Raw genomic sequence first — 21,080 nt, 5'->3', positions numbered from 1 at the left:
ATCACGCTGCCACCACCGCCTCCCGGACCCGCGGCTCCTCGCGCGCCTCGCCCATCGCGAGCGTCTTCCGGTACTCCACCGCCTCGGCGAACTGCACGAACTCCACCTCTGCGCCGCGCGTCTGATTCACCGCCGTGACGATCTCCTCCAGCGGCACCCGGAAGAACTCCTTCTTCTCGTTCACCCGGTTCACCCGCCGGTGGTGGAACGCCCGGTGCAGCGCCGTCTCCAGCCCGGGCGCGTCCTCTGCGTAGATCACCGCGTGCACGTCGAACTGGAACGGCACCGACGCGTCCCCCAGCTCCTTCACCCGGTCCATCGGGTCCAGCCGCCGCGTCATCCCGATCTTGTACACGTGCTCCCCGAACGACCCCACGTTCGAGATCACGTACACGTGCCCCGACCGCGTGAGCTGCGCCCGTGACACCGCCCGCTGCTTGTTCGCCTGCGCCTCGGCGAGCCTCCGCTGCAGCTCCTCGATCTCGCCGAGCAGTTTCTCCTGCTTCTTCCCGGCCGCCCCCTCCACGTCTTCCTGCGCCTTGCGGAGCGCATCTGCGTAGCGCCGCTCCTCCCGCTCCGCTTCCGCTTGCGCCCGGTCCAGCTCCCGCTGCGCCGCCTCCTCCTCGCGCATCTGCTCACGCAGCCGCCGCTGCACCTCCCGCTCCTGCTCGATCTTCTCCTGGACCTCGTGCGCCAGCGCGAGCTCCTCCAGCTTGAGCGCCAGGTAGCCCTCCGTGATCTCGCACTCCTGCACCTCGGAGAGCCCGTTGATCACCTCCGCCGCCTTGCGGATGCGCGCCTCCATCACCTGCACGTTGTTGTATTTCACCCGCGCGATGGCCGCGTCGCACTCCCCGTTGAACGCGCGCAGCATCAGCTTCAGCATCTGCTGCGTCTGCTTCTGCCCCTCCGCGGTGCTGCCATTCACCAGCCACGTCACCCGGCTCGTCGCGGCCGTGCGGTTCTTCAGCCGCTGCTTCTGCTGCTGTCGCACCCTCTCGAGCTGCGCCTGATACGCCGCCGACGTCGAGAAATCGTACCTCGGCTTGTAGAACCCGAACGACTGGAAGTTCGCCTCCTCGTCCAGCGACGACAGCTCGGTGCGCAGCTCCAGCAACCGATGCTGGTGCCACGCGAGCTGAGCATCCACCGCAGCACGCTCCTGCTGCATGCGCCCTCGGGCTTGCGCCTCCGCCTCCTGGGTCCTCGCGATCGTCGCCCTTGCCTCCGCGTGCGCCCTCTCCAGCGCCGCGACCGCGTGCCGCCGCTCGCCGTCCAGCGCGACGAGCACCCGCTGCCGCTCCGCCTCGGCGTCGACCACCCCGCGGAACCGCTCCGTGTAGTACGCCACTTGCCGCGCCGTGGCGTCTCGTTCCGCTTGCACATCACGCAGGCGGCGCACCAGGAACACCACGGCGCCGATCAGGGCCACCAGCAACAGCACCACCCACCCACTCCAGCTCATCGCGACCTCCGGCACGCGGGTTCGTTCCCGCCAGAGACGACCGGGATGCGAGAGCCGTGCCTCCCTGCCTCCCGCGTGGAATTCCCTGGGACCTCGGGATCAGGGGTACTTCACGTGAGCGACGCCCCGCACGCGCCATGGCCACGAGTGGCCTGCCGATGCGCCTGCCACGCCAGGGTTGGCCACCGCTGCCGCCGCGCCGGCCTTCGCTGCCGCCGCGCCGGCCTTCGCTGCCGCCGCGCCGACCTTCAGCGCGTCTGCCAGCAGTCCGCCTCGCTCGCGGACTTCCGGGCGCGCGCGGCCTTCGCCGTCGCCTCCAGGCACCGCAGCCGCTGCGTGACGTCGGCCTTCTTGCTCCCGAGCTGATCCGACGCGAGCGCGCGCCGCTGGGCATCCACGGCCTGATCGTACCGGCGCTGCTGGTAGAACAGCCGCGCCAGCGTATCGAAGCACGCCCAGCACCCCGGCCGCTGCCGCACCGCGCGCTCGGCGAACGGCAGCCCGCGCGCCCCTTGCCCCAGGACCGCATGGCTCCACGCCACCCGGTTCAGCTCCGCGGTGGTCTCGGCACGGGACTCGAGCTGATCGACGATCGCGCCGAGTTTCTTCTTCGTGGCCTCGTCGTCCGGGCTGCGGTCGAGCCGATCGAGGTAGAGCGTGGCCAGCTCGCCGAGGGGACGCGCGGACGGCGCGACGCGGTTCGACGCGAGCAACAGCGTTTCCCCCTCGTCGACGCGCTCCTCGTGCAGCGCGAACAGCCCCTCCCAGAACGTCACCTCGGCCTCGTCGGTCCCCGTCGCGCGGGCTCGCTCCAGATGATCGCGCACCGCGCCCGCGTGCCCCGCATCCCAGGGCGTGAGCCGTGCCCACAGGAGGTGCAGCTCTGCCTCCCCGAGCGCACGCGATGCAGGATCGGGGAGCCGCTTCCCTCGCTCTGGCCAGGTGAACGGCGTCCGCCTGGTCTGCGGCTGCTCCGCCAGCGCCCGCAGGTGCGCGCGGAACAGCGGCTCGGCCGCGCGCGTCCCCTGTGCACCGAACAGCAGCTTGGCGGGCACGAGATCGGGCATCCCCCGCTCGACCCGTGCGAGGTAGTCCGGGAACCGGCCGCTGATCGTGGGCGGCCCGTGCAGCAGGAAGTGGACGAGCGCCCAGGCGCCGACGCGGTGAGGCATCGACGGCGCCCCCACCCCCGGGCGCGGCTCCAGACCGAACGGCGACCCGAAGAGCGCCGGCGCGGCAGCGAGGAGCTGATCGATGGGCGGGATGTCGTCGACGTGGACCTGCGCCGACACCTCGCCCCGTCGCGGATCGCCGTCCCCTGCACCGCTGGCCTGGACGGCGCTGCGATCGAGGGTGAGCTTCACGCCTGGCGGCGGCGCGCCGAGCGTGAGCGCGTCGAGGCTGGTTTGCAGGGCGCTGTAGTGATCGACGAGCCCGAGCCGCAGCCACGCCGGCCCGGCGCCCACACTCTGCCGGACGAAGCGGATGGCGAGCGCCCGCTGGAGCGCGCCTGGATGAAACCCCTCGGGCAAGAGGATCATCGCCTCCACGCGCGGATCCAGCGAGGTACGCAGGAACGACGCTCTCCCCTTCGCCGAGGTGGCCGCGTTGCCCTCGGGCCGCGCGGGCAGGGGCGGGAGATCGAGCGTGGCGAGCGCGTCCGGATCGCGTGGCGCGATGACCTCGATGAGCTCGGGCTCGGCGGGGCGCCCTGGAAACGCGACGCGCGCCATCGCCGCATGAGTGGCTTCGAGCTGATCGAACAGGACGCGCGAGGTGGTGACGTCACGGTCGGTGTGGAGGACGAAACGCTCGGAGCGCAGCGCACTCCACGCCGTGCCCCCACCCGGAAGCGCGCCGGGCCGCGCTGGCCGACAGCCGACGCCAAAGGCGAACAGAACGACGAAGAGAACGGCCCGCGCGGGCAAACTGGGCAACATGACGCGACCTCGGTCCCAGACGCATCTGGCGCCCGGCGAGAGCGAGCCTAGGACATCCCGGGCGCGGCAGGTACGAGGAGGAGCATGCGTCCGGGAGGGCCCTCTCAAGTTCACGCTCGGTGAAGGAATCTCGTCGCGTGCTGCGCGGAGGGGGACGGGAGGCGTGAGCACGCCGCCGTGTTCGTCGATGCTCGCCGTGATAATGAAATGGAATGAGATCCATCGAGAGAATCAACCATCCACGCCTGGCTCGCTTAGCGGCGGCCTCGCTGGTGTGTGTCGTCCAGGCGTGCGCCGCCCATGTCGAACCGTCACCCGACGTCGACGACACCGACGGGTTCGACGCGCTCGACGCGCTCGACGCGCTCGACGCGCTCGACGCGCTCGACGCGCTCGACGCCGAAGAGGATGCGAGCGATCCGCATTCCCTCCCGGCATCCGATGAGGCGGGTCTTCCCGGTGGTGTGGACGCCCTGGATCCGAAGAAGAACACGGTGCAGCCCTCACCGGAGGCGGTGCGCCCAGCACCGACGCAGGCGCTGTCGCTCGGCCCTGGAGGCTCTCCGCGCGAGGACGTCGCAGCCGGCGTTGGCCACACGCTCTATCTCCGCTCTGACGGGTCGGTCTGGGCCTGGGGGCAGAACAACGAAGGCCAGCTCGGGAAACCGCCCAGCGTCACGCCGAGCGCCGTGCCCTCGCAGGTTGCCAGTCTGCCCAGGATCAAGGCGATCGCCGCAGGTGGCTTCCATGCCCTCGCGCTCGATGTGTCCGGTCATCTCTGGGCCTGGGGGCAGAACTCTCAGGGACAGCTCGGCACGGGCACCACCACGGCGCCGCCCTCGGCGCCCGTCCAGGTGACGATCCCTGGAGCTGCTGCGCTGACCGCGGTCGCCGCTGGAAACCAGTACTCGATGGCGCTGGACGCGGCGGGGACCGTCTGGGTCTGGGGGAACAACACCTACGGGCAGAGCGGCACCGGCACGGTCGGTGGGAGCACCCTCGTCCCGGCGGCGGTGTCGATCGTCGGCGGCGCGAAGGCGATCGCTGCGGGCTGGTACCACGCGCTGGCCGTGAGCACGACCGGAGCCGTCTGGACCTGGGGGCGCAACAACCACGGCCAGATCGGCAACGGCTCGTCCAGCGCCAGCGTGCACCAACCCACGCCGTACGCGGTCGCCCTGTCGGGACCCGTGAGCCTCGTCGCGGGGGGCGGGAACCACTCGCTCGCTCTTCACGCGAGCGGCGCCGTGCACTCCTGGGGGCAGAACGCGCAGGGCCAGCTGGGGCTCGGGCACACGACCAGCCCGGTCTCCACGCCCCAGCAGATTCCCTTCCTCGGCGACGCATCGCTCATCGCCGCGGGGAACGCCTTCTCCCTCGTTCTCTCCGGGCCGAGCGGTCAGGTGCTCTCCTTCGGCCAGAACAACTTCGGCCAGCTCGGCGACGAGACCACGGCGAACCGCCCGAGCCCCGTCTCGACACCTCACCTCACGCAGGTCATCGGCCTCTCGGCAGGTGCCAACCATGGGGTGGCCTTGTCGAGCGGCTGCCCGGTGTGGGCCTGGGGCCAGAACACCCAGGGCCAGCTCGGGCTGGGGATCGCGGAGCAGACGCCGCAGACGCGCGCACAGCAAACCTCCGTGCTGCGCACGTTCTTCTACGATTTCGACGAGGATGGCCATGGCGACGCATGGCAGTACTTCAATGCATGCACGGCGCCCTACGGGTACGTGGACAACGCGGACGACTGCGACGACTACGATCCGGCGATCTCGCCCGACGCCGACGAGCTGTGCAACGGCCTCGACGACGACTGCGACGGTGAGATCGACGAAGGCAACCCCGAGAGCGGTGGCACCTGCGCGACCGGAGCGCTGGGCGTCTGCGGGGTGGGCACGCAGAGCTGCATCCAGGGCATGCTGGCGTGTCACGCGGTCAACCAGCCCTCCGCCGAAGTCTGTGATGGCCTCGACAACGACTGCAATGGCGTCGTCGACGACGACAACCCCGGCGGGACATTCGGCTGCTCGGTCCCCGGGAAGCTCGGCGTCTGCGCCGAGGGAGTGACCTATTGCACCAGCGGCGCGATCGAGTGCGCCCCCTTGTACTTGCCGTCGCCCGAGGTCTGCGACGGCAAGGACAACGACTGTGATGGATCCATCGACGAAGGGGCAGCGGGCAATACGTACTACCGGGATGCTGATGGCGATGGCTTCGGGAACCCGGCGCAGTCCATTCAGGCGTGCGCTGCACCTCCAGGGTATGTGAGCAACGCGGGCGACTGTGACGACACCAGGAGCCAGCGAAGGCCGAACATGGCCGAGGTGTGTGGCGATGGCCTGGACAACGACTGCGATGGCGTGGTGGACGAGGGCTGCCCTCCACCTGTTTGCGAGGTAGGAGATGCCAGACCCTGTTGCTGGAAGTGCGTAGATGACCTGGCCCTTGGTGGTGCATGCGATCCTGACAAGCAGACCTGCATGCAGGAGGTCACCCCCAGCGTGGATTGTATGGTCAACTGGTGCTCGGGCTGGAAGAGATGCATCAATGGACAGTGGACCGGATGCAAGGATTGGCCTGGGCTAGGAGGGGGCTACTGATAGTGCAGGCCAGATCGATGTTGGATGGCCGGTGAGCGGCTTTCGCTTCGAGCGACAGCGAGTGCCCTGACGTCCCGCGTGTGCGACTGAGGGCCGGGTGAGCTTCTCGGAGGAATTCTGCCCGATCTCCCGTTGGGTAGATCCGGGGCAGGTCACGTGCGACTTTGATTCAATTGATTCAAACCATGTACCGCGCGTCATCGAGCCCGCACGTCGTTGCCACGTGCCACTCGCTTGCAGAATGATTCAGCAACCCGTGGCGCCATGCCAGCAGCCCGTGGCGCCGTGCCAGCAGCCCGTGGCGTCGTGCCAGCAGCCCGTGGGCCCATGCCAGCACGTGCGGGCGAGCACCTGGACATGCTGGAGGCCGACCCCGCGCTGCTGGCGACGTCCCCCGGCGCGCTGAAACGCGACCTCGCCCTGCTGGCAACGGTCCCGCGACTTGTTGACACACCGCCCCGGGGCGCTGGCATGGCCCCCCGGGCTGCTGGTACGGCGCCCCGAGCTGCTGGCACGGCACCACGGCATGCAGGCTGGGTGGGAGAGCGAGGCATGCCGCTCGTGCTGGAGGGGCCAGGCATGCCGCGCGTGCCAGCGCCGGCTCGGGGTCGTGGCCCGCTCCAGGCCTTCGGCCGCGCGCGGCTTCCCGGGGCGACGTCGGCCGCGACGACGATGATCCTGCGGCGCGCTATGCCGAAAATCCCCGCCAGGACGAGCGACGGCACGAGGATGTGGAGCACGATGTCTGCCGCCCAGTGCGTGAGCATCGCGGCCTGCGTGGCCGCTCCCGCCTGGCACCCCGGGCCCGAGGCGCCGGGCCGCCTCCAGCCTCCAGGGCGCCGTCTGGAAATGTCAAAAAAATGCAGGTCGGTTGGTTGACTCCGCTCGGTGCGGATTTATACCTGAAAAATCCCCCCTAACCGGAAACTCCCGTTTAGGACCAACCAAAAAGGAGGAGGGGAACCATGGCAATTACGTTATCTCCCGCACAGCAGGCCGTCCTCGTTCAGACCCGGGCGCTCGACACCCCGGCCCAGTTCGAGGCGCTGCTCGCCGCGGCACGTCCCGAGATCGACCAGGTGGTCCAGGAGGTGATGGCGCCTGCTCAGGCCATCGACGACATCCTGATCGAGCTGCGCGATCTGTACCTCACCGTCATCGAGCAGTCGGCTGCCCTGGCGACCGTCGGCTATGGCCAGGGTCGTCGAGAAGCGTTCTGTGCGGCCATCCAGTTGCTCGACACCGGGCACCTCTGGTTCGGCGAGGGGGCCCGCACCGGCGCCTACCGCACGCTGAACGTCGAGGATCTCGTCGCGCTGAGCCGGCCCTACCGTGCTCGGCTCAAGGCCTACGGCGCGCAGGCGTTCGTCTTCGAGCCGAAGGTCGCGGCGCTGTTCGCCGATGTGAACCGCTCGCGCACCGTCGCCGAGGAGATCGCCGACCTGCGCGTGCTCGTGAACGAGGCGCGCGCTCGGCAAGCTCGCCTCGTCACCGTCGGCGTGACCGAGGCGTTCCTCGTCGAAGGGGAAGAGCTGCTGCGGACCGCGGAGTCGCGCGATCTGCTCGGCATCCTGGGGATCCGGCATCAGGATGAGGCGATCCTGCTGCGCAACGAGATCCTGACCTACGCCGTGATGCTCGGGCGCGAGGCCCGCGCGGCCGGCGTGAACGCTTGCTTCCACGAGCCGAAGGTGCGGGTGCGCTTCGAGGGCGCCTCGTTCCGGCAAGCGCTGCGGCGGCTGCGGCCGAAGCGGCGCAAGCAGGATGGCGAGGTGGACGAGGTGGACGAGGTGCAGCCGCCCGGGAGCTGCGGTGTCCCCGTCGCCACGAGCCCGACGACGAGCCCGACGACGAGCGCGCGGTCCTTCGAGCCAGCGCCCGACAGCGTCGCGGGCTGAGCGAAGGTCGCCGAGAGCGACGCCTCGGAGGCGGTGCGCCAGCAAGGGAGCCGCCCTCCGGGGAGGTCGAGGGGATGATCCATGCGCCGGGATCGGGTGCCGTCGTGGTACCCGGTCCCGCTGCACGGCCGCCTCGTGCAGGACGAGCAGGACGAGCGCGCGACCGCCCTCTCGCGGACCGATGGCGTCCTCCCTGGTGGACCGGACCTCGACTGGCGCAGCCTCCGTCATGGTCCCCACCTGGTGCCCCGCCGTGAAGCGACACTGCCGCGCCCCGCCCCCGCCGCGCAGCGGCCCCACCAGGGTCGTCCGTCCGATCTCCCAGATCGTCCATGTCCCCGCCATGGCCATCGCCTTGCCCGGGCGTGCGATGGCCTGCACGGTCAATGCATTCACCCCTTCATCGAACGCGCGCATCCCTGTGCACCTCCGCCAGCGCGCGTGAACACCCCATCCGGGGATGAACCCGGAGAATGCGCGTCGCATCGGTCGGATCAGCGCAATACGACGCGAAATGACCATCATTCAGCGGTGAACGGCGCGGCACTGGTATGCCGCTCGGACGAAATTCGATTGAACCGTGGTTAGTGGACCGTATCCTTGATGGCGATCGGGTACAGCCGCGCGCTCACCTTGACGCGCTGTGCTGATGGATGGGGTGAGCCGATTCCGAGCGTGTGGCCGTCGCTGCCGCGGTGGAGGACCTTCCATGAATACGGATCGAAAGATCGAGCTCGGATTGATGTACTCGCGCACGTGCAACATCGCGTGCAAGCACTGCGGCATTCTGTCGAGTCCCGAGAACAAGGAGACGATGCGCTTCGAGGACGCCAAGCGATTCATTCGCGAGGCGACCGAGATCCCGGTCATCCGGAAAGTGAATTTCACTGGCGGCGAGCCCTTCCTCTTCCAGAAGGAGCACGCCGAGATGTTCGAGATCTGCAAGGCCGCAGGCCTGAAGACGCGCGTCGTCACCAACGGTTTCTGGGCCAAGAACTTCGACCGCGGCCTCGAATTCCTGTCGCGCATGAAGGAGGCAGGTCTCACGGAACTCAATTTCAGCGCCGACAAGTATCACCTGGAGTTCCAGGATCCGAAGATCCTTCGTAATGCGCTCGAATGCACGCGCCGCCTCGATTTTCTTCGCATCCTCGGCTACGTCCACCCGGGGGAGGGCGATCCGCTCGACGCCCTGAGCGACCTGTACGGGCTGCCGAGAGAGGACCTCGTCGATCTGCGCAAGCTCCTCGACGCGCGCGAGGACCTGCAGAACTGGAAGCACAAGATCCTGGTCAATGCGGCAGGGCTCATCGGCCTCGGCCGCGCTGCGGAGTACCCCGAGGAGCTGCGCTACTTCCCCATGTCGGTCTTCCCGTCGGAGGGGTGCCACGAGATCGTCAACAAGCCGGTCATCTACCCGGATGGTGACCTCCAGGCGTGCTGCTGCGCAGGCGGCAAGATCGCAGGGTTCACCGTGGGCAACCTCCACAAGGAGTCGCTGGCCACGCTCGTCGAGCGGATGACCGAGCGCGCTCACTTCAAGTTCATCAACGACCACGGCCCCAAGGAGCTGTACCTGGCCGTGGGGCGGAGCCGGCAGGATCGGAAGCGGCGACCTGGTCATACCTCCATCTGCGAGGTGTGCGTCCGGGCTTGCGACGGGGTGAGCGCGCAGGAGATGGATGAGATCGCCGAGCGCGCGTCATTTCAGAAGGCATTCGCGTGGCTGCTCCCGGAGGCCACCACCAGCGCGACGCCTGCCGCGGAGGTCGAGTGATGGGGGCCGAAGCACCGAGGGAGAAGCGGGTCTGTCTGGTGGTCATGCCGTTCACGCCGGTGGTCATGCCGGGGCTCGGGGTGAGCACGCTGAAGGCCACGCTCGCTCAGGCGGGGATCGCGTCCGACATCTACTATGCGGCGCTGGATTTCTTCCGCGTCTTCACGGACGGCATCGATCATTACGACGCCATCTTCGATTACGAGCTGATTGCCGTCAGCTATGATCTCGGCAACGTCTTCTTCGCGAACGCGCTGTGGGGTGGGTGCCTCGACGACGTCCGCAAGGAGGTGATGAGCCTGCGCGATGTCGACAACCCGAGCATCGCTGCGGAGGACATCGCGCAAGGGGTGGAGCGCATCCTCCGGTACGTCGAGGGGGCAGGGGAATACGTCGAGCGGTGTTATCGCGCGCGCGACTGGCGTCAGTACGACATCGTCGGGTTCTCTTCGACGTTCTCGCAGAACGTCGGGTCGCTGGCGCTGGCGCGGCTTCTGAAGGAGCGGCACCCCGAGCTGTGCATCGTGTTCGGGGGCGCGAACTGCGAGGGGGACATGGGCGCGGAGATGCTGCGCTCGTTTCCGCAGGTCGATGTCGTCATCCAGGGCGAGGCCGATTTCTCGTTCCCCAGGTTCATCGAGGCGCAGCGGCAGGGGCTCTCGACCGCGGACATTCCAGGGATCGTCTTCCGCGACGGCGGCGAGGTGCGCACGGGGCCCGAGTCCGTCCCACTCCAGGCGATGGATGCGCTCCCGATGCCGGACTTCGACGATTACTTCGAGCAGCTCCCGCCGGTCGTGCAGCACCTGCGTGCGTCCGGGAGGCTGTCGTTGCCTTTCGAGACGTCGCGTGGGTGCTGGTGGGGCGCGATCCAGCACTGCGTCTTCTGCGGGCTGAACTCCAGCGCGATGGGGTTCCGCAGCAAGAGCCCGGAGCGCGCGCTGGAGGAGATCCGGTGGCTCGGTGAGCGCCACCGGGTGACCCAGTTCTATGCGGTCGACAACATCATCAGCAAGCGATACTTCAAGGAAGTCCTCCCGAAGCTCGAAGAGGATGGGCTGAACATCTTCTACGAGACGAAGTCGAACCTCAGCGAGGAAGAGGTCTACCAGTTCGCGCGCAGCGGCATTCGCCGGATCCAGCCGGGCATCGAGGGGCTGTCGTCCGAGATCCTGGAGCTGATGAAGAAGGGGGTGAAGGGGTATCGCAACGTCGAGCTGCTCAAGTGGTGCGCGATGGGCGGCGTCACGCCGGTCTGGTTCTACCTCTATGGCTTCCCGAACGAGCCGCACGCGCCGTACTTCCGGGATGTGGCGCTCTTGCCGCGCCTCGTCCACCTGCCGCCGCCGCGCAGCCCGAACCCGGTGCTCATGGACCGGTTCAGCCCGATCTTCACGCGACGCGAGGAGTACGGCTACAAGAACGTCCGCCCGCTCCCTCGTGCGAACCTCTATTACCGCGGCCTCTCGGAGGAGGGGCGCTTCAACATCTCGTACCACTTCGCGGCGGAGCTGCCGCAGGGCAATGGGCTGCCGTATCAGGAGCGCCTCTGGATCGAGGTGCGCGGGTGGCAGAACCGGTACGTCGACGGCGCGCGCTTCTATCAGTTCCAGGGGGTGAGGACGACGCTGCTCGTGGACACCCGGCGCGACGAGCGCCGCGCGTACCTGCTCTCCGGGGATGGTCACTGGCTCCATGACGGGATGCGCCGCGCGCGCACGCGGGAGAACCTGACCGAGCGCTGGAGGAAGCGGCCCTCGGCGGACGCGGCGCTGGCGTTCTCGCTGGACGATCTCTACCTGGTGGCGATTGCGGGGGCATTCGCCGCCGAGACGATCCCTTCTCCGGAGACCGAGGCGGATCTCGATGGCTGGCTGGAGGCGCTGGTGGAGCGGTGGATCGTCCTGCCCATGGATGATCGCTACCTGGCGCTGGCGGTCGACTGCACGAGCGCGCAGGAGGCGGAGAAGTTCGGGCTTCCGGTCGCTGCACGCCGTGCGCCGAGCGGGGGTCGCGATGCGGAGGAGATCCGCAGGTTGCCCATTCTCCAGGGTGAGGAGGCGAGCCCGTGATCGAGACGATCGTCCTCCATTACACGGATCGCTGCAACATCGAGTGTGCGCATTGCTGCGTCAGCTCCGGGCCGAAGAGGACCACCAAGTTCGAGCCGGCTGCGGCGAGGGATCTGATCCAGCAAGCGGCGGCGCTGGGGATCGGGGCGGTCAAGTTCACGGGGGGGGAGTCGCTGCTGTTCCCGGAGGAGATCCTGGAGCTGACCCGGCTCGCGGGGTCGCTGGGGCTCGAGGTCGGCGTGGTGACGAATGGCTTCTGGGCGCCGACGGTGGAGGCAGGGAAGGCGTTCCTGGAGCCGTTCGTGGCGTCAGGGCTGCGGGAGCTGGATGTGTCGGTCGACGTCTGGCACTGGAAGTTCCTCGATCCGGGGCAGGTGGGGCACGCCATCGCGGCGGCGCGCAGCTTTCCGGAGCTTCTCGTCCGGATGTACCGCGTGCTCAAGGCGGACGAGTCGCCGACGGATCCGGCGTTCTACGCGGCGTACGGCCTCGATCTCGAGGCGCTGCGCTTCGAGTCGTGCAACGCGAACGACATGCTGCGGCGGCGCCTCGACGGCGCTGCGAACGGTGTGACGGTGCGCTGGACCTATGCGTCACGGATCGGGCGGGCGAAGTCGCTGCCGCTCGCCGATACGCGAACGGTGCCCGTCGCCGAGGTCGCACCAGCGCGCTGCACGGAGGTGACCATGGCGCCGATCGCGTACCCCGACGGTACGCTGTACGCCTGCTGCTCGGGGAAGGTCCCGCGGCCGCTCGTGGCTGGCAACCTGCGCGAGACGTCCCTCGCGGAGCTTCAAGGCCGGATGGAGCGGAATGCGCTGCTCCAGTTCATCGCGACGTTTTCACCCAAGGAGCTGCACGATGCGCTCGTCGCGCGGGGGGTGGAGCTGCCGAAGAACTGCGACTCGGTCTGCCACATCTGCAAGTCGGCGCTGTCGAAGGTGGACGATGCGCTGCTCCAGGAGGTGGCGACGGAGGAGTGGAACCGAAACGTGCTGAGCCAGCTGCTCGGGAGCGAGATCCTCCATGGTTGAGCAGAAAGCGGCGCTGAAGGTGGCGCTGGTCTATCCGCCGTACGGGCCAGCGGGGCTGCCGAGCCTGGGACTCGGGCTGCTCTCGGCGGGCATCCAGCAGCGTGGATTCGCGTGTCGGACGTTCCACTGGAACCTCGACGTCGTCACCGCGATGCCCGGCGAGCATCTGGAAGAGAAGCTCCGCGCGTACCGGCTGCTGAACAGCCGTCCGATGCTGCCGTTCAACGAGTGGGTGTTCACGCGGGTGCTCTTCGGCGAGCGGGAAGCGATGCGCGAAGAAGAGGCGCGGCGGCTGCTCGACGAGCACTTCGCGGGGCGGGAGATCCGGTATCTGCGGCGGGAGCACATCCTCCACCTGCGCGAGCGCGCGTCGGATCTCGTGGAGGAGATGGTGGACCGGCTGTCGCCGTTCGATGTGATCGGGATCAGCTCCACGTTCTTCCAGAACGTGGCGGCGCTGGCGCTGGCGCGGCGCCTCAAGGCGCGGTGGCCGGAGAAGCAGGTCGTGCTCGGCGGGGCGAACTGCGAAGGCGAGATGGGCAAGGCGCTGCTGGAGCAGTTCCCGTTCGTCGACGTGGTGTTCTCGGGAGAGTCCGATTCCTCGTTCGCCGATTACGTCGAGCGGCTCTCGCAGGGGCTCTCGGTGCCGGAGCACGACGGCATCTATGCGCGGCGTGGGAAGCGCTCGCTCCTCGCGGTGCAGGGGGCGCCGCCGCTCTTCGATCTCGACGGGCTGCCGATTCCCGACTTCGACGATTTCGTGGAGCAGCGAGGTCGGCTCGGGATCGGTGAGTTCGAGGCGCTGTGCTTGCCCCTCGAGTCGTCGCGCGGGTGCTGGTGGGGAGCGAAGCAGCACTGCACGTTCTGCGGGCTGAACGGTGGAGGCATGGTGTACCGGCAGAAGAGCCGGGATCGCTTCTGCGCGGAGATCGAGGCGATTGTCGCTCGCTATGGCACGCGCTTCCTCTTCATGACCGACAACATCCTGTCGATGAAGTACTACGGAGAGTTCGCCGAGTGGGCGAAGGCCCGGCAGCTCGGCGTCAACTTCTTCTACGAGATCAAGGCGAACGTCTCACGGAGCCAGGTGCAGCGGCTCGCGGACGCCGGGATCAACGCGGTGCAGCCCGGCATCGAGAGCTTCAATTCGAATGTGCTCGCGTTGATGAGCAAGGGGACGACGGGCATCCAGAACATCGCGTTCCTGAAGTACGCGCGGGAGTTCGGTGTCCTGCCGGTCTACAACATCCTGGCGGGCTTTCCTGGCGAAGATCCGGCGGATTACGAGCGGACGGCGACGGAGCTGCCGAAGCTCTTTCACCTGAAGCCGCCGAACTCGGTGCCGGAGATCGAGTACCACCGCTTCAGCCCGTACCATCAGGCGCCGGAGCGCTACGGGATCAAGCTGCGGCCGAGTCACAAGTACGCGCAGCTTTATCCCTTCCCCGAGGAGGTGCTGCGGAGGATGGCGTACTTCTTCGACCGCGACGACGAGGGGGCCGAGGTTCCGCGGCCATACCTGGAGCCGCTGCGGCACGAGGTGCGGCGGTGGCACGAGCATTACCGCGAGGAGGAGTGTCAGCTCACCTGGCGGCGCTCGGGGCAGGACATCGTCATCGACGATCGACGTCCCGGGTTTCCACGGCGCCTTTATCGGCTGAAGGATCACGCGGCGTCGTTGATCGAGCTGCTGGATGCGCCGAAGGCCTTGAAGCACTTGCTGGTGGAGGCGCCGGAGGCATCGAAGAAGACGCCTCTCGACGGCGATGGTGACGATGCCAGCGCGGCTCAGGAAACCGGGCCTTCTCTCGACGCCGAGAATGACCGTGATGCGAGTGATGCGCTCCTGGATCTCCTCTTCGGCCTCGCGCCCGCGCTGCCCACGGCGCCGGACGTGGAGGAGGAGATCATCGCGTGGAGCCGTGCTGAATTCTCGTCTGATCCGGATGGCGCACTGAGGCAGCTCGTCGGGCGTGGCCTCGTCTATGCCGAGGATGGGCGATACCTCTCCCTGTCAGTCGCCGAGGATCGTCGCGACGTCGTGGCGGAATGGATGCGCCTGGGCGTCTGACGGGGTGGAAAGGAGAGTGGAGAACCGCGCGCAATGTTCACGAGTGAAGAGCGTGAAGGATCGACGGGCGCGAATGCGCCCGTCAGCACGAGGAGACTGTCATGGACAAGATTCTGGAGTTTCAGCAGAGCATCTTGAACGATCCCACGGCGCGTCAGGCGCTCGCCGCCAACCCCGCCGAGTACCTGAAGCTGCGCGGGATCCCGGTGCCTGCTGGCACGCAGCTCCCCAACAACATCCCGCTGGAGAAGATCGAGAACCGGGTCAGCGAGGTGAAGGATCGGCTGTCCAAGCGCGGCATCGCGGTGGACTTCAAGGCCACGACCCGGACCGACTCGCAGAAGGTGCTCTCGGACGTCTTCAAGGACGAGCTGTGGGGCGCGAAGCGGGCCGGCGCTGGGCCCGCGGCGCTCATGCGGGATGCGGAGCAGCAGCTCCCCGGTGAGACCGCGACGGTCGCCGTCATGGCGGCCGTGGTGCTCGTCGTCGTGGTCTGAGTTCCCCCCCTGAACCGTCGCCGTGGGGCTGGCTCCTGTGAAGGCCGGCCCCCGGTCGACTCCCTGCCGCGCGGTGGTGCCCGCGTGGACGGTGCTGGAGAGGTGGCGTTCATGTTGATCAGGATATCGGGCCTCGGGTCGGACAAGGCGCGCGTGCGCGCGGTGCCGGACGGTGGGAAGCGGGCCTGCCTGGTCGTGATGCCGTTCACGTCGAGCTGGATGCCTGCGATGGGGGCCAGCTTGCTCAAGGCCACGCTCCTGCAAGCGGGCATTGCCACGGATCTCTATTACGGCGCGCCGGATTTCTTTCGCCACTTCACCAAGGGGCTGCCCGTCGAGGAGGCGCTGCTCGACTACAACATCCTCGCGAGCTTCAACAACCTGGGCGATCTCTTCTTCGCCGACACGCTCTGGGGGGATCGGAGCGAGCGGGTCCGCCACCAGATCGAGCGGATCGCCGACATCCCGAACCCCAATTTCTCCCGCGAGCGGTTCGCTCGATCCGTGGAGCGCATCCGCGGCTACCTGGACGGGGCAGCGGGGTATCTGGAGCGGTGCCTCGGGGCGCGTGACTGGGGGGCGTACGACGTGATCGGGTTCTCGTCGACGTTCTCGCAGAACGTCGCGTGCTTGACGCTCGCGCGGGCGATCCGGGCGCGGCACCCCGAGGTGCACATCGTCTTCGGTGGGGCGAACTGCGAGGGAGACATGGGTGTGCAGCTCCTGCGGTCGTTCCCGTACGTGGACACCGTCATCCAGGGTGAGGCCGACACGGCGCTGCCTCGGTTCATCGAGCGTCTGCGCGCGGGGCGGGCCACGGACGACATCCCCGGGATCGTCTTCAGGAAAGGCGGTGACGTGCTGCGAGGGGCGGCGGTGGAGCCGCTCGACGCGATGGACTCGCTGCCCTTCGCCGACTTCAGCGATTACTTCGAGCAGATGCCGGCGCCGATCCTGGCGCACCTGCGCGAGCGTCGTGAGATCGCGGTCCCGCTGGAGACGTCACGTGGCTGCTGGTGGGGGGCGATCCAGCACTGCGTGTTCTGCGGGCTGAACTCGGCGACGATGCGCTTCCGCAGCAAGAGCCCCGAGCGCGCACTGGAAGAGACGCTCGCGATGCGCGACCGGCACGGGGTCGATTACATCTACGTGGTCGACAACATCATCGACCTCCGCTACCTGCGCACGTTCCTGCCGCGGCTGGAGGGCGAGGGGCTCCGTCTCTTCTACGAGACCAAGTCGAACCTCGAAGAGGAGGACGTCCATCAGTTCGCGCGCGCTGGCGTGCGGCTCATCCAGCCAGGGGTCGAGAGCCTGGACTCGGCAGTGCTCAAGCTGATGAAGAAGGGGGTCAAGGCGTACCACAACCTCGAGGTGCTGAAGTGGTGCAGCACGTACGGGGTCAAGCCGCTCTGGCTCTACCTCTATGGTTTCGCGCACGAGCCGGTCGAGGGCTACCTGCGCGTGATCGAGCTGATCGAGCGCCTGGTCCATCTGGAGCCGCCCAAGGGGCCGAACCCGGTGCTGATGGATCGCTACAGCCCGTACTTCACGCAGCGGGAGGCGCTCGGCTTCCGCAACATCCGGCCGCTCGCGGGGTTCGAGCTGTCGTACCGGGGGCTCGACGACGAGGAGCGGTTCAACCTCTCGTACCACTTCCATTTCGATCTGCCGCAAGGGTCGCCGCCGTACGAGAAGGCGCTCTTGCGCGCGATCGAGCACTGGATCACGGCACACCGGGCCGGCGCGCGGTTCTATCAGTTCAAGGGGGAGAGGACGACGCTGCTCGTCGATACGCGAAGGGCGGAACCGCAAGCGTTTCTGCTGTCGGGGGTGGGGCACCGCATCCACGATCATCTCCGGCGAGCGCATGGGCGCGCGGCGATCGTGGAGGCGTGGGCTTCGGCGAGCGAGGCGGCAGCGCTCCTGTCGTTCTCGTTCACGGATCTGTACCTGGTGCACGTGGCCCAGGCGCTCGGGGCCGAGATGATCGCTTCGCCCGAGCGCGAGGAGGAGCTGGACGCGTTCCTGGCAGGGTTGGTCGAGCGGTGGATCGCGATCCACGTGGACGATCGGTGGCTGGGGCTTTCCGTGGACTGCACGGACGAGGGCGAGGCGGCGCGGTTCGGGCTGGTCGACGTGATGCGGCGGCTCGACGTCGAGGCCGGGGGTTCAGATCGCCGTTCCAGCGATGAACTCCGCGCCGAGCTCGACCTCGTAGCTGCCGTCGAGTCCGCGGAGCCATAGGGCGTCGTCGTCGAGGAGGGGGGGCGAGACGAGGCAGACGGTGTGGCCGTGGACGAGCCTCGCGAGGTTCTGGATGCCGGCCGGATGCGCGAGGTCGAGCCAGAGCGGGTCGCGCTGGTTCACGCGGACCTGCGCCCGGAGGGGGAGGCCGTGGTCGGCGAGCCAGTCGTGGAAGCGGAAGAAGGCGGCGCGATCGACGGGGCCGCGCGGGAGGGGAAGGGAGGCGACGGGGACGAGGAAGAGTTCGGACGCGAGGAGGACGTGGTCGCCGAGGACGATGGCGGGGAGGCGCTCTACCTGGGCGGAAGCGCGCTGGATGCGCTCGCCGACGATGCGGTTCAAGGCGCGGAAGAGGAGTTCCAGCAAGCTGGTGCGGTGGCCCGAGAGGTGATCGAGGAACTGGGCGAAGCCCGGGCGCGTGTGGGGGCCGGAGACGCCGAGGAAGACGGGATCGACGGGGCGGCCGGTGGCGCGTTCGACGAGGGTGAGCCGGCCGGTGGCGCGCGTGACGTCGAGGGCGCGGGGCTCGATGAAGGCGGCGCTGGGGGAGGCGACGGGCGCGGGGCAGCCGGGGATGTGGAGTGCGCGCGCGGTGGTGAGCGGGCGCAGGTCGGGGTTCTTGTTGAAGGCGCCGTACATGTCGACCACGGCGGGCCACTGGGCCATCCATGCGCGGAAGGGTTCGGTCAGCGCGGTGCTCGGGAAGCGGCGGAGATAGCGGGGGAAGAGGGACATCCGGTCGCCGCCCCAGAGGGTGAGGTGGAAGCGGGGGCCCGCGGGACCAGGCGGCGCGGGGGCGAAGCGGAGGCTTTCGCGGGTGCGCGTGGCGGTGTCCCAGCGGGAGAGCGCGGAGAGATCGGGGCGGTAGTGGGCCTCGCCGCGCTCTGCGCGGGTGATGGCGTCGAGCAGGCCCTGGTGGAAAGGGGCGGCTGGATCGTCGGTGGCGGGGAGGTCGAGGTGCTTCCCGAGCGAGCGGAGGTTGGCGAAGTGGTTGCGGCCGAGGCGCTTCGCTTCGCAGAAGCGCAGGTAGTCGCGGTGGAAGTGGAGCAAGGGGGCGCTGGGCGCGTCGGGGTAGAGCTGGTGGTGCAGGGCGAGCAGCGCCTGCTCTTCGGGCAAGAGGGCGGGGAGGAGGTAGCCGGCGCCGTAGAGGGCCACCTCGGCGAGGAAGGGCGCGAGGTCGTGCTCGGGCACGTGGAGGCGTGCGTCGCCGGCTGCGTCGTCGAACCCGAGCAGCGGGGTCTTTCCCTCCGTGCTCTGCTCGGGGTCAGGGGCGAGGAGGCTGTGGAGCGTTCCGAGGGCAGCGTGGCGCTGCTCGTCGGTCTCGGCGTTCTGGAGGTCGCTCAGGGGCTGCTGGATCGCCTGGCTGAACGCCAGCCACGGTCGAAGTTCAGGGGCTTCTTCGGTCGACGGGTGCAGCGCCTGCGCGATGGCGTGGAGGTCGTCTGCCGTCGTCTCCTCGGTGAGGGTCCAGGAGAGCTGGAGGAAGCCCGTCTCGATGAGGCGGTCGCGTGTGGCCCGTGTGAGCTTCTCGCCCCAGTGGGCGCAGGGGGAGGGGCATCCCCAGGAGGCCTGGTCGAGGTGAGGGAGGAGCGCGCTGGCCTCGGGGACCTCCTGGTAGCGTTCGCGTCCAGTCTCCGGATCGGTGTGAAGCACCCAGACCACGCCGTCCTCCTCGAAGGCGCAGGGGGAGACGTGGGCGCTGACGTGATCGCGGAACGCGGGCTTCTCCAGCAGCACGCTGGCGAGGCGGTCCGTGACGAGGCGGCTCAGCTGGAACTCCGTGGTGCGCATGCCGAGATCCTGCGGCGGTGGCGCCGGGGTCGGAGCGATCTGGGCGAGGAAGGTCCCGGCGAGGTGGCCGTTCGGCGTGGGCTTCATCGCGGCGCGGAGCAGGTAGCGGAAGGCCTGGACGATGGCCTTGCGATCGTCGACGCCGAGCTCGGCGAGAGGGCAGCGGGGGATGCGTGCGAGGTGCGCCGAGAGGGAGGGGTTCAGCAGCGCAAGGCCGGCGACGAGATGCTTCGACGCGAGGAGCTCCCACAGCGCACGATCGCTGGTCGCCGCGTCCTCGTCGAAGAGGGCGTCGCAGCGGTCGAGGTGGGTGATGTGCGTGGCGTGCTGGAGGCGCCACGCTTCGAGGTCGTCGTGGAGGGCAGGATCGAGGGCGCGGACGGTGTCGCGCCAGGCGCCCTCGGGGAGCGGCTCCAGCTTGAAGAGGGCCCTGCGGGCGGCGAGGAGGGGGCGGCGCGCGTGGCGGTCGTCGACCCGGGGGACGAGGGGGTGGAGGCGATCGGCGAGGGCCCGGGCCGCAGTTTCGAGGGGGGCGCGAGCAGCCAGCGCTGCCCGGCGCTGGGTGAGGGTGGCGTGGTAGCCGAGCGTGGCGAGGTGCGAGCGGGGCACGCCAGGGACGCGGAGGAGCACGAGAGGGAACCACTGCGCCGAGAAGGGAGCGCGCGGTGCAGGAGGGGACGAGGGGCTCATCGTGGGGGCTCCGCGCGCTTGGGGTCGAGGAGGTGGGCCATGACGAAGGCGAGGCGGCGCTGGTGATCGGCGTCGAAGCCCATGCGGTTCCAGTGGAAGACGATCCAGAAGGGGAGGATCTGGCGGAGGCCGTGGGAGAGCTGGCCGTCGTCGCGGGCGGCGCGCAGGCGGGCGGCGAGGGCGTGGGTCGCGTCGCGGTAGGGGGGGAGCAGCGCGCGCTCGGGATCGGTGAGGCGGTGAAGGAGCGAGGGGCGGGCGTCGAGGATCTCGACGATGGCGTCGCGGGCGCGCTCGGCGAGGGCGATGGCGTCGTCGCGTTCGGCGTCGTCGAGCGTGAGGCTTCGGTCGGCCAGCGCGAGGTTTGCCCAGAGATCCCAGAGTTCCCAGCGGTCTTCGACGAGGTGCTGGAAGAGGTCGTGGAGGAGGAGCAAGGAGAACTCGGTCGAGGACAGGGAGGCGTGCCCCGTGAGGTGCAGCGCCCGGTGGCCGAGGACGGCGAGGCTTTCGGTGGTGAAGAACTCGTGCGCGAGGTCCATGCCGACCTCGCCGCCGAACTGGTGAACTTCGGCCTCGTACGCGCGGCGCACCCAGCCGGAGAGTTCGCCTTCGTCGGCGCAGGTCTGGAGGAAGGTGGACAGGCGCTCCGGGAAATCGGCCCGGAGCATGCGGAAGCGGAGCCGCAAGCCGGGGGATTTGTCGAGGAACGAGAAGCGATCGATGGTGCGGTCGTCGAGCCAGGTGCGGACCTGCTCGAGGAAGCGGCCGGTGAAGAAGAGGGGGCGCTGGAGGCCGAGGCCGTCGAAGGTGACGCCGACCTGGTGCCAGGTGCTCGGCTGGACGATCTCGCGGATGCGCGCAGCGCCGGCGCTGACGAAGGCGTCCCGCAGGCCCTGGAGCTGCTCGGGCGAGAGGTCCGCGTCTTTGCAGAGCGCGTCGAGATCGTCGGTCTTGAAGCTTTCGAGGATGAGGCGCGTGAGGTGGCGATCGTCGTCGCGCAC

General features: G+C 68.7%; 12 protein-coding genes. 8 read left to right on the top strand and 4 right to left on the bottom strand.

Annotation, left to right across the window (positions count from 1 at the left end):
• Position 1: 1 nt before the first annotated feature.
• Positions 2-1,480 carry an SNIPE associated domain-containing protein gene (locus CMC5_RS25400; protein WP_245677746.1) on the bottom strand — a complete coding sequence of 493 codons (1,479 nt, stop codon included), beginning with the start codon at positions 1,478-1,480 and terminating at the stop codon, positions 2-4.
• A gap of 233 nt (positions 1,481-1,713) precedes the next feature.
• A complete protein-coding gene (locus CMC5_RS25395; RefSeq protein ID WP_050432840.1) occupies positions 1,714-3,405 on the bottom strand; it encodes a hypothetical protein in 1,692 nt (563 codons plus the stop codon).
• A 212-nt stretch (positions 3,406-3,617) separates the two neighbouring features.
• On the opposite strand from CMC5_RS25395, the gene CMC5_RS25390 reads away from it, so the two are divergent.
• The 8 genes from CMC5_RS25390 (at position 3,618) to CMC5_RS25350 (ending at position 17,601) form a co-directional block, all read left to right on the top strand.
• A complete protein-coding gene (locus CMC5_RS25390) occupies positions 3,618-6,005 on the top strand; it encodes an RCC1 domain-containing protein (protein ID WP_050432839.1) in 2,388 nt (795 codons plus the stop codon).
• A gap of 965 nt (positions 6,006-6,970) precedes the next feature.
• Entirely contained in the window at positions 6,971-7,903 is a 933-nt protein-coding gene (locus tag CMC5_RS25385) for a hypothetical protein (RefSeq protein WP_050432838.1), read from the top strand.
• A 709-nt stretch (positions 7,904-8,612) separates the two neighbouring features.
• Positions 8,613-9,680: a radical SAM protein gene (locus tag CMC5_RS25375; RefSeq protein WP_050432836.1), complete on the top strand. Its 1,068-nt coding sequence runs from the start codon at positions 8,613-8,615 to the stop codon at positions 9,678-9,680.
• Positions 9,680-11,752, top strand: coding sequence for a RiPP maturation radical SAM C-methyltransferase (locus tag CMC5_RS25370; protein ID WP_050432835.1), 2,073 nt, complete (start codon positions 9,680-9,682; stop codon positions 11,750-11,752). The genes CMC5_RS25375 and CMC5_RS25370 overlap by 1 nt, the downstream gene beginning before the upstream one ends.
• A complete protein-coding gene (locus tag CMC5_RS25365; protein ID WP_050432834.1) occupies positions 11,749-12,786 on the top strand; it encodes a radical SAM protein in 1,038 nt (345 codons plus the stop codon). Before CMC5_RS25370 ends, CMC5_RS25365 begins: the two co-directional genes overlap by 4 nt.
• The gene (locus tag CMC5_RS25360; protein WP_050432833.1) at positions 12,779-14,857 is read left to right on the top strand and encodes a RiPP maturation radical SAM C-methyltransferase; all 2,079 of its coding nucleotides are present in this window, start codon (positions 12,779-12,781) and stop codon (positions 14,855-14,857) included. The genes CMC5_RS25365 and CMC5_RS25360 overlap by 8 nt, the downstream gene beginning before the upstream one ends.
• A gap of 101 nt (positions 14,858-14,958) precedes the next feature.
• The gene (locus CMC5_RS25355; RefSeq protein ID WP_050432832.1) at positions 14,959-15,354 is read left to right on the top strand and encodes a hypothetical protein; all 396 of its coding nucleotides are present in this window, start codon (positions 14,959-14,961) and stop codon (positions 15,352-15,354) included.
• Between the two features lie 111 nt (positions 15,355-15,465).
• Positions 15,466-17,601 carry a RiPP maturation radical SAM C-methyltransferase gene (locus CMC5_RS25350; RefSeq protein ID WP_156338862.1) on the top strand — a complete coding sequence of 712 codons (2,136 nt, stop codon included), beginning with the start codon at positions 15,466-15,468 and terminating at the stop codon, positions 17,599-17,601.
• Here CMC5_RS25350 and CMC5_RS25345 read toward each other — a convergent pair.
• Both CMC5_RS25345 and CMC5_RS25340 read right to left on the bottom strand, forming a co-directional pair.
• Positions 17,527-20,082, bottom strand: a complete 2,556-nt coding sequence (locus CMC5_RS25345) for a lantibiotic dehydratase (RefSeq protein ID WP_050432830.1) — start codon at positions 20,080-20,082, stop codon at positions 17,527-17,529. The two genes, CMC5_RS25350 and CMC5_RS25345, sit on opposite strands and share 75 nt — an antisense overlap.
• Positions 20,079-21,080 (bottom strand): thiopeptide-type bacteriocin biosynthesis protein, encoded by a 1,002-nt coding sequence (locus tag CMC5_RS25340; protein ID WP_050432829.1) that lies wholly within the window; start codon positions 21,078-21,080, stop codon positions 20,079-20,081. The genes CMC5_RS25345 and CMC5_RS25340 overlap by 4 nt, the downstream gene beginning before the upstream one ends.

This window comes from Chondromyces crocatus, assembly GCF_001189295.1.
Taxonomy (GTDB): domain Bacteria; phylum Myxococcota_A; class Polyangia; order Polyangiales; family Polyangiaceae; genus Chondromyces; species Chondromyces crocatus.
The sequence above is the reverse complement of the archived record's forward strand: the minus strand, read 5'-3'. Positions and strand labels throughout refer to the sequence as shown.